We start from the raw sequence: 10084 nt of genomic DNA on the forward strand, positions 1-10084 counted from the left end.
AATGGTGGTGGCTTTCCCTTTTCGTTTTTCGTATTTGCAAATCATTGGTTCTTTTTGAACGTATAATTCGTGTTCCACTTCTGGAATAGCTTCTTCTGGAGCAGGCTCGTGATTAGGGAAGAGGTTTTTTAATTGGTCTTGTAAGTCCATAATTTTATTTTTGGAACGTGATTAAACTATTTTTTGAAGCAGATGACGCGGATAAAAAAAACAAAAAAACAAAAAAACAAAAAAACAAAAAAGACATCAAGCGAACTCAATGTCTTTAAAGATATATAATTGAGTATTATTTCTTAATCAATCCTAAATCAACTAATCTTTCGTACAAGAATTCTCCTGCCGAAATATCATCATATAATTTTGGATTTTCTGCATCAATACAATTCTCTAAAACATCAAGACGCATGTCACTTACTGGATGCATAAAAAATGGAATAGAATAACGTGACGTTCCCCACAATTCTCTTGGCGGATTTACCACTTGGTGAATAGTCGATTTTAATCTATTATTTGTATGACGAGATAACATATCACCTACATTTATTACCAATTCATCTGGTTCAGCAATAGCGTCAATCCATTCTCCATCATGATTTTGAACTTGCAAACCACGACCTTGAGCACCCATTAATAAAGTAATCAAGTTAATATCTCCGTGAGCTGCTGCACGAATTGCATTTTCAGGCTCAGAAGTAATTGGCGGATAATGAATAGGTCTCAAAATAGAGTTTCCTTCATAACCATATCGATCAAAATAAAACTCATCTAAACCTAAATGTAAAGCCAAAGCTTGTAAAACCGTAATTCCAGTTTTTTCTAGCATTTGATAAGCTTCTTTTCCTACAATATTAAATCTAGGAAGTTCCGCAACTTCAACATTATCAGGATATTCTTTAGCATATTTTGAATCTTTGTCAACATACTGACCAAAGTGCCAAAACTCTTTCAAATCTCCTTCTTTTTTGCCTTTAGCGTGCTCTTTCCCGAAAGAAACATAACCACGCTGACCACCAATACCAGGGATTTCATACCCGTATTTGGTTTCTAATGGTAAGGAGAAAAAATTTCTAATTTCACCATACAATTCACCAACCAATTTGTCATCTAAAAAATGACCTTTTAATGCTACGAAGCCAATCTCTTCGAAAGCTTTTCCGATTTCATTTACAAATTTTTGTTTACGTTCCGGGTTACCCGAAAGGAAATCACGCAAGTCAACACTAGGAATGTTTTGCATCTCTTAAATAATATGTTAATAACTTACAAATGGACAATACCATCATAAAACAAATGTATAAAAACTTTTTTTATTTGAAGCTATTTCCCGCTATCCGTTGCAATCTTTTTGTTTTTAAAGGAAAAACAAAAAGGATTTCCTCTGTTATCAGGGCTAGGCATACCAGTAAACATTAATTATTATTAAAAAATATGCAAAAATCCGCAAAATCCGTTTCGTCTGCGTGCCATTTTTTTATACTTTTACGCCACATTAAAAAAATGCACCTAAAAATGAATTTCGACAGAAAAAACATATCCAACGAAACCTTACTCGATTTATACAAACGAATCTTAAAACCACGATTAATCGAAGAAAAAATGCTGATTCTTATCCGTCAAGGAAAAGTATCAAAATGGTTTTCAGGAATTGGTCAAGAAGCCATTTCTGTAGGAATCACAGCGGTTTTAGACAAAGACGAATACATCTTACCAATGCACCGTAATTTAGGAGTTTTTACTGGAAGAGGTATTCCTTTGCATAGACTTTTTTCACAATGGCAAGGAAAAGCCAACGGATTTACAAAAGGTCGTGACCGTTCGTTTCACTTTGGTACACAAGAATACAATATAGTAGGAATGATTTCGCATTTGGGTCCACAATTGGGTGTGGCTGACGGAATTGCTTTAGCAAATAAATTAAAAAAGAACGGAAAAGTAACTGCAGTTTTTACTGGAGAAGGTGCTACTTCCGAAGGAGATTTTCATGAAGCCTTAAATATTGCTTCAGTTTGGGATTTGCCAGTTCTTTTTGTTATTGAAAATAATGGTTACGGATTATCTACACCAACAAACGAACAATACCGTTGCGAAAATTTAGCTGATAAAGGCATTGGTTTTGGTATGGAATCTCATATTGTCGATGGAAATAATATCCTAGATGTTTATAATTTAATATCAGAATTAAAAGCATCAATGAAAGAAAATCCTCGTCCTGTTTTGTTAGAATTCAAGACTTTCAGAATGCGTGGACACGAAGAGGCTAGTGGAACAAAATATGTTCCGCAAGAACTAATGGATATGTGGGCTGTAAAAGATCCAGTTGAAAATTTTAGAAGTTACCTGAAAGCAACCGCTGTTTTATCTGACGAAGATGACGAAGTCGTTAGAGCTGAATTAAAGAAGGAAATAGATACCGATTGGGCATTAGTTCAAAAGGAACCAGAAATTGTAGCTAGTCTAAGTGAAGAGTTAAATGATGTTTACAAACCATACGATTTTGAAGAGATTAACCATTCTGAAGAAATAGAAAATATCAGAATGATTGATGCAATTTCTAATAGTTTGCGTCAATCGATGGAGCGTCATGATAATCTAGTTATTATGGGGCAAGACATTGCCGAATATGGGGGAGCTTTCAAAATCACCGATGGTTTTGTAGCTCAATTTGGTAAAGAAAGAGTTAGAAATACACCTATTTGCGAAAGTGCAATAGTTTCAGCAGCAATGGGATTATCAATAAACGGACACAAAGCGATTGTCGAAATGCAATTTGCCGATTTTGTTTCGACAGGATTTAATCCAATTGTAAATTTATTAGCAAAATCACATTATCGTTGGTTAGAAAATGCAGATGTTGTAGTTCGTATGCCTTGCGGTGGTGGAACTCAAGCAGGACCTTTTCATTCGCAAACTAATGAAGCTTGGTTTACAAAAACACCAGGATTAAAAGTGGTATATCCAGCATTTCCTTACGATGCGAAAGGATTATTAAATACAGCTATTAACGATCCAAATCCTGTCATGTTCTTCGAGCACAAACAATTGTACAGAAGTATGTATCAAGATGTACCTAAAGATTATTATACGATTCCTTTTGGGAAAGCAGCTATGATAAAAGAAGGTTCAGCAGTTACTGTAATTTCATTTGGAGCAGGAGTTCATTGGGCGTTAGACACATTAAACAAAAATCCAAATATTTCAGCCGATTTGATTGATTTGCGTACGTTACAACCTTTGGATACCGAAACTATTTTTGCATCGGTAAAGAAAACAGGGAAATGTATTATTTTACAAGAAGATTCTATGTTTGGCGGAATTGCTAGTGATATTTCGGCTTTAATCATGGAAAATTGCTTCGAATATCTAGATGCACCTGTAAAACGTGTAGGAAGTTTAGAAAGTGCTATTCCTTTTGTAAAAGCGTTAGAAGATCAATACTTGCCTAAAGCGAGATTTGAAACTGCTTTACAAGAACTTATAACTTACTAAAATAAAAAAAGTGCTAATTTTAAATTAGCACTTTTTTTTTAATTATTTTATTACTATCGGAGAACCAAATTGAGTGATGGTACATTAACATTTCCCGAAGGACTTCCAGCATATCTTTCGACCCAAAATTCAACATAATCATTTGTGGTCATTTCTATGATAGCTGCAATAGATGCACTGGCAAGATCTGTGGTGGTTTGTACAGCACTGTAAACTTTTGATTGATTTACTACAACTCCGTTTTTTGCAATATAAAAAATATAGGTTGAAGGCGCTGTACTTGCTTGGTAAGAAATAGAGCCAACAGCACTCACAAAACGCTTCTTTTTTACAAAAGATGAGAAGGATCAGTATGTATTCCCTATAGTAAGATTTAAAACGGTCTTGTAAGAACTGCTTCCATATTAATAAATAAGAGTTGCAATAAATATTGCAACTCTTATATTTTTTTGTAGTATATGTAAGTATTTTCTAATTTACTGAACTGTAATGTTGAATGAATACGTATTGACATTTATTCTTGCGCCAGTATTTACTCTTTTTAAATACACTTCAACACCTTCATCTTTATTAAGGACCACCGATCCTGTTACTGGAAACGACTGTATAAAGCCACCATTGGTATCATTATAGGTCTCTGTTTCAGGCAATGCAACTACAGTAGTACCATCAGCAAGAATTTTAACAAAATAAAACACATAGGTTGTATTAGCTCCACCGGTAACCTCGGTAAAAGAAATCGATGCACTTACTTGAAATGTTCTTGTCTTTTTACCTCTGTATGTTAATCTCCCGGTAGTTGGTGAATCAAAGCGAAATAAATTTGTAGCCGTAGTTGCGTTTGTTACTACTTTATATCCCACGTTTTGTGTTGTGGCAACGGTGGTCGTAGCCGCAGTATTATTAGGATCAAATAAATTTCCGGTAGAAACAGCATCTGTTTCCACTGGTAATCCTGCACAACGGACTATCCAAGAATTGTTAAAATTATATCCTGGATATAAAGTAGGTGTGTAGCCATTTACAAATTTACCAGTTGTTAAAACGCCTGTAAACACAGTGCCTTCTATTACCGCATCATTAGTAATAATTGGATTAGCAGATACATCAAAACCTACTGCTGCACCATTTACCTCACTAAACCCACCTTGTTTCGTAATTATACTAAAATTCCCCTGTATTTTTTCGAAAGTCCCAGTATTATTACCAAACCAACCTGCATTTGAAATTAATAAACGAGTTATGTCTTTATATGTAATACCATTTGCATTACCAACATATTGCAAAATATTAACGAAAACCAATCCAAAGTTTTCAATTTTCCCAAGACTAGTCCAACTTGCAATAATACAATCTCTTATTATAATGGATTGTGTATTTGTTCCTACGGCACCTGTACCTAATATATTAAAAAGTGTACCTCCAGCAGTAACCGACAATGTTAATACTTTTATTGTTCCACCCGTACTACCAACAAACAAATCGCCACCACCTGTTTTGATAACCTTGTCATCGTTACCATCTAGACCAACAAGATAACAATTATTTAATTCGATAGACAAACTAAACAATATCGTACCATTTATTTCGTAATAAGTTCCAGAATCCATTAAGTATTTTGTTCCGCCTCCAGCCGCTAATTCTGTAGCAAGAACCGTAGCTAAAACATCTGTAGATTTTATCAACTTGTATTTTGTTCTTCCATTAACATCGCTACCTATTCTAATCCAAGTGGAGGTGGCCACATTATAATGATAAAAAGATTTAAAATCAGTATCATACACTATCAAACCATCAGCTGGAGTAACAATAGCATCGCGCTGTACTGTTGTCATTCTAGGTGTAAGCATCCCCTTTGTAGTAGATGTAATATCTAGTAGAGAACTTACATTTGGAGTTACGGTTCCAATACCGATCTGTGCAGTAACTTTATTTACAGAAAAAAACAAAATTAAAGAACAAAATATTTTTAATAAAGTAGTTAATTTTTTCATAGGTTTAAGGGTTTTAATATTAGGGATATCTACAACAAGTATACGAAATTTTTACGATTATAGTTTTAATTATTATATAAAAAAAAAAATACAGAAATTTGAGAGCTTATTATACTCCATATTTTAATTACCATAAGTTAGATATCGAAACTATTTTTGTCTCAGTAAAGAAAACTGGGAAATGTATTATTTTACAAGAATATTCTATGTTTAGCGGAATTTCTAACGACAGGAAGGTTTATTAGAGTTATTGGCTTATTAGAGAATCTCTAAATAAAATACTTAAAAGATACATTGTGATGTGTCTTTTTTTTGTGAAATAAATTATCCTTAAAAAACATAAAAATATTTAAAACCAAAACCATTTTAATTTCGTATTTTTAATAAATATGATTTTTAATTACTGTTTTTATGTACGATGAATTAAAATATTGGTATCTCCGCGACCATAAATTATTTAGAACTTTAAGTTTTGCTCAAATAAAACAACTATGCATTATTGTAGGTTTTAAAAAAGCAAATAAAGGAGAAATAATATACTTTTCAGATTCTGATGTGCCAAGAATTTTTCTTCTAAAGAGAGGAAGCCTCAAAATTGTTTCTTTAGATGAAGATGGCAACGAAACGATTAAAGATATTATTCAAAAAGGAGATATGTTCGGAGAACTTTCTTTAGAAAACGACATTCAGGTTAACGAGTATGCAAAAGTACTTACTGATGAAGTTTCTATTTGCAGTTTTTTACAGTCTGATTTTGAAAATTTAATGCTTCGAAATCCCCAATTAGCAATTGGTTATACAAAGTTTGTTGGGCTAAAAATGAAACGATTAAGAAATAATTATACCAACTTAGTTTCTAAGGATGCAAGAACAAGATTACTTACTTTTCTTAAGGAATGGATAGAAAAGGATGGAGTTTTTGAGAATGATAAAGTGACTCTGAAAAATTATTTAACACAAAATGATATCGCACAAATAATTTGCACATCGAGACAAACTGCGACAACATTGCTTAACGAATTTGTAAATAGTGGTCTAATAGAATATAATCGTAAGGAAATAATAATTTTAGACCAAAAAAAATTATAAACTTTTATGAGAATGTAAAATAACTGACAATATATGCATTTATCTATTAATATTTTTACAAGAAAAAAATCATGAAAAATCTAATTTATGTTATTTCGCTCTTTTTTGGTCTTATTGTAAACGCGCAAACTAATTTGCCAAAATCGGCAACAGAAATTTCTCCGTTGCTTATTGGCGAAGAAATTCCGTCAGTTATACTTCAAAGCATCGATGGAAAAAATATAAAGTTTAATGATATAGCAAAATCAAAAAAAACAATACTTGTAATATATCGTGGTGGCTGGTGTCCTTACTGTAATTTGCATTTAAGCGCTTTGGGCGAAGCCGAAGAAAAACTAATAGAAATGGGTTATCAGATTATTGCTGTAAGTCCAGATTCTCCCGAATCACTTAGAGAAACTATCATAAAAGACAAACTAAATTATACTTTATTGTCAGACAGTAAAGGAGATTTTACAAAAGCCTTAGGAATCGCTTATATTATCCCAAATGGTTTAAAAAAGAATGTAAAAACAATTTTGCACGGAATAAAAAATGATTTTCTTCCAGTTCCTTCATTATTTATAGTAAATGAAAAAAGTGAAATCGAGTTCGAATACATAAGCCCAGATTATAAAACAAGAATTTCTAACGAATTATTACTAGCAGTTGCTACAATTTTAAAAAAATAGTTTATGAAAATACAGTTATTAATTTTATCTTCTCTTTTCACACTTTCGAGTTTTTCACAAAATGAGAAAAGGTTAAAAAATTTTAATATAGAAAATAAAATAGCCATACAAGGTTATGACCCTGTAGCCTATTTCAAACAAAAAAAAGCTATAAAAGGTAAGAAAGAGTTATCATTTAGTTATGAAGGCGTGATTTATAACTTCTCTAATAAAGATAATAAAGAAGTATTCACAAAAACTCCAGCTATATATGAGCCTCAATATGGGGGATGGTGTGCTTATGCAATGGGAAGTTCTAGTGATAAAGTAGAAATTGACCCAGAAACCTTCAAAATAATTGATAACAAATTATATCTTTTTTACAATGCATATTTTAATAATACTCTAAAAAGTTGGAACAAAGATGAAAAACAGTTGAAAATGAAAGCCGATTTAAACTGGAAAAAATATTAGTTATGAATTCAATTTTAATAAATAGAACAGTAAAAATAATAGTTGCTTTTATCTTATTGCAAACATTATATTTCAAATTTACGGCAAGCCCTGAATCTGTTTTTATATTTACAAAGCTAGGAGCAGAGCCATTTGGAAGAATTAGCTCAGGAATTATCGAATTATTAGCATCAATATTCTTATTTGTGAATAAAGCGAAATTTTACGCTGCTTTTATAGCCATGTCTACAATGTTTGTTGCCATAGTTTCGCATTTATTCATTATTGGCATCGAAGTAGAAAACGATGATGGAACTTTATTTTTTTTAGCTTGCATAACATTTCTATTAAGCTTATTTTTAGCCTTTAGATACAAAAAAGACATTAATTTTTTGATAAAATAAACTATGAATTTTATTATTGTAAAACATACATTAGAAGAATTAAAGGACTTGTTAGATCAATTATCTAACGAAGATTTTACATTACCAATATTATATTTGGGGAACTCATCTATTGGTCAGCATTCTAGACATATTATAGAAATGTTTCAATGTTTGCTGAATTCCTATGAATCTGGATTGCTAAATTATGATGACCGACTAAGAAATAATTTAATTCAAACAGATACTGATTTTGCTATTAAATCGATACAAGATATCATCAAATCTATCGAAAGAGAAAATAAAAATATAGTTTTGAATCAAATATTTTATGAAAATTATGTATCAATAGAAACAAATTACTTCAGAGAACTATTATACAATTTAGAACATTGTATTCACCATCAAGCGCTCATAAAAGTAGCTATTTTTCAGTTTGAAAATATACAAGTTACTGAGAATTTTGGGATTGCACCATCAACTATCGAATACAAAAAGCAATGTGTACAGTAAGTTTTGTAAACAGCAATGGTAAATATATCATTACTTCAAACAGAGATGAAAAAGTAGCTCGAGAAAAAGCTATCGAGCCCAAAATTCATTTGGTAAATGACAAAAAAATATTTTTTCCAAAAGACCAAAAAGCTGGTGGAACTTGGTATGCCGTAGATGACAAAGCACATATTGTTGTCTTGTTAAACGGTGCCAAAGAAAAGCACGAACTAAAATCTAATTATAAAAAAAGTCGCGGATTGATAGTTTTAGACTTAATCAGTTCAGAATCAGTAATTTTATCTTGGCGAGAAATAAATCTTGATAATATAGAACCATTTACATTGGTTGTTTTTGAAAACCAAAAATTATATCAATTACAATGGAATGAATTAGATAAAGAAATTACCGAATTAGATACCGAAAAAAACTATATTTGGTCATCATCAACCTTGTATCCGTTAGGAATTCGGGAGCAAAGAGCGGTATGGTTTTATTCTTTTTTAGAGTCAAAAAAATCAGTTTCAGACTTAGATATGTTAGATTTTCATAAAAATACCGAAGAAGGAAATCATGAAAACGGACTGGTTATAAACAGGAATAATCTACTAAAAACACTAAGTATCACTCAAACTGTTATCGAAAAAAACAAGGTTTCCTTAACTCATTATGATTTGATAGAAAATCAGGAGTTTACTAATTCCTTCATAGTAATATAATGAAATTATTTTTCCATAAACTTGCCAATTGGGAATATTGGCCTTCGGAAATTGTATATTTTCCTATCAATTTTTTGTGGGCATTTTATGCTTTAAAAACTAGAACTATTTTCTTTTTTAATACATCAAATCCAACGATGAGAAACGGAGGCTTTTTTATGGAAAGCAAAAAGGAAATTTATGATCTAATTCCACAGAAATATTATCCAAAAACCACATTTATCAAAGAGAAAACTTCTTTAGATAATGTTTTAATAGCTAAAGAAAATTCGAATATTTCTTTTCCATTCATCGTAAAACCAGATGTAGGTTTGCGAGGTTCGGCTGTTAAAAAAATAAATTCTGTTGATGAATTGAAAGAGTATAATAACAATGCAGCTTTCGATTATTTAGTACAAGATTTAATTCCTTTCGAAAACGAAGTTGGCATTTTTTACGTTCGTTTTCCTAACCAAGAAAAAGGAGAAATTACAGGAATTGTAGCCAAAGAGTTTATGATTGTTACAGGAGATGGAAAACTGTCAATCAAAGAATTGATAAAACAAAATCCAAGATTCGAATTTCAGTTAACTACTTTACAAAAAGAATATAAGGATAAGTTAAATAAAGTTTTACTTAAAGATGAAAAATTAAATTTAGTTCCTTTTGGAAATCATTGCCGTGGTTCAAAATTTATAGATGCGAGTTATCTAATTTCAGATAAATTGAATGATGTGATAAACGAAATGTGTTTGCAAATAGATGGTTTTTATTTTGGTCGATTGGATATTATGTACAATTCTATAGCAGAATTAGAAGGGGGAAAAAACTTTCAAGTT

At 31.4% G+C, this 10084-nt stretch carries 11 protein-coding genes and 1 pseudogene; 8 read left to right on the forward strand and 4 right to left on the reverse strand.

The window, feature by feature from the left end; translation table 11 throughout:
* Together ACH2BG_RS02715 and ACH2BG_RS02720 are read right to left on the reverse strand one after the other, a co-directional pair.
* Positions 1–150, reverse strand: a pseudogene (locus ACH2BG_RS02715) (translation initiation factor); the annotation flags it as partial.
* 136 nt (positions 151–286) lie between these two features.
* On the reverse strand, positions 287–1237 hold the full coding sequence (locus tag ACH2BG_RS02720) for an isopenicillin N synthase family dioxygenase (protein WP_395046199.1): 951 nt from the start codon (positions 1235–1237) through the stop codon (positions 287–289).
* A 272-nt stretch (positions 1238–1509) separates the two neighbouring features.
* On the opposite strand from ACH2BG_RS02720, the gene ACH2BG_RS02725 reads away from it, so the two are divergent.
* Positions 1510–3486, forward strand: coding sequence for a thiamine pyrophosphate-dependent enzyme (locus ACH2BG_RS02725; RefSeq protein ID WP_395046200.1), 1977 nt, complete (start codon positions 1510–1512; stop codon positions 3484–3486).
* A gap of 53 nt (positions 3487–3539) precedes the next feature.
* Here the strand turns inward: ACH2BG_RS02725 and ACH2BG_RS02730 are convergent, their stop codons facing one another.
* Both ACH2BG_RS02730 and ACH2BG_RS02735 read right to left on the reverse strand, forming a co-directional pair.
* The gene (locus ACH2BG_RS02730) at positions 3540–3800 is read right to left on the reverse strand and encodes a hypothetical protein (protein WP_395046201.1); all 261 of its coding nucleotides are present in this window, start codon (positions 3798–3800) and stop codon (positions 3540–3542) included.
* Between the two features lie 162 nt (positions 3801–3962).
* Positions 3963–5480: a hypothetical protein gene (locus ACH2BG_RS02735; protein WP_395046202.1), complete on the reverse strand. Its 1518-nt coding sequence runs from the start codon at positions 5478–5480 to the stop codon at positions 3963–3965.
* A gap of 411 nt (positions 5481–5891) precedes the next feature.
* Between ACH2BG_RS02735 and ACH2BG_RS02740 the strand changes: the two genes are divergently transcribed.
* The 7 genes from ACH2BG_RS02740 to ACH2BG_RS02770 form a co-directional block, all read left to right on the forward strand.
* A complete protein-coding gene (locus ACH2BG_RS02740; RefSeq protein ID WP_395046203.1) occupies positions 5892–6569 on the forward strand; it encodes a Crp/Fnr family transcriptional regulator in 678 nt (225 codons plus the stop codon).
* Positions 6570–6640: 71 nt separating this feature from the next.
* On the forward strand, positions 6641–7240 hold the full coding sequence (locus ACH2BG_RS02745; RefSeq protein ID WP_395046204.1) for a peroxiredoxin-like family protein: 600 nt from the start codon (positions 6641–6643) through the stop codon (positions 7238–7240).
* 3 nt (positions 7241–7243) lie between these two features.
* On the forward strand, positions 7244–7693 hold the full coding sequence (locus tag ACH2BG_RS02750; protein WP_395046205.1) for a YHS domain-containing (seleno)protein: 450 nt from the start codon (positions 7244–7246) through the stop codon (positions 7691–7693).
* A gap of 2 nt (positions 7694–7695) precedes the next feature.
* The gene (locus ACH2BG_RS02755) at positions 7696–8076 is read left to right on the forward strand and encodes a DoxX family protein (protein ID WP_395046206.1); all 381 of its coding nucleotides are present in this window, start codon (positions 7696–7698) and stop codon (positions 8074–8076) included.
* A 3-nt stretch (positions 8077–8079) separates the two neighbouring features.
* Entirely contained in the window at positions 8080–8568 is a 489-nt protein-coding gene (locus tag ACH2BG_RS02760; protein ID WP_395046207.1) for a DinB family protein, read from the forward strand.
* Positions 8556–9266 (forward strand): NRDE family protein, encoded by a 711-nt coding sequence (locus tag ACH2BG_RS02765; protein ID WP_395046208.1) that lies wholly within the window; start codon positions 8556–8558, stop codon positions 9264–9266. The genes ACH2BG_RS02760 and ACH2BG_RS02765 overlap by 13 nt, the downstream gene beginning before the upstream one ends.
* Positions 9266–10084 (forward strand): D-alanine--D-alanine ligase (locus tag ACH2BG_RS02770; protein WP_395046209.1); only part of this gene is annotated, 819 nt, incomplete at its 3' end. The genes ACH2BG_RS02765 and ACH2BG_RS02770, both read left to right, overlap by 1 nt.

It is taken from the genome of Flavobacterium sp. (genome assembly GCF_043779715.1).
In the GTDB taxonomy this organism is placed as follows: Bacteria; Bacteroidota; Bacteroidia; order Flavobacteriales; family Flavobacteriaceae; genus Flavobacterium.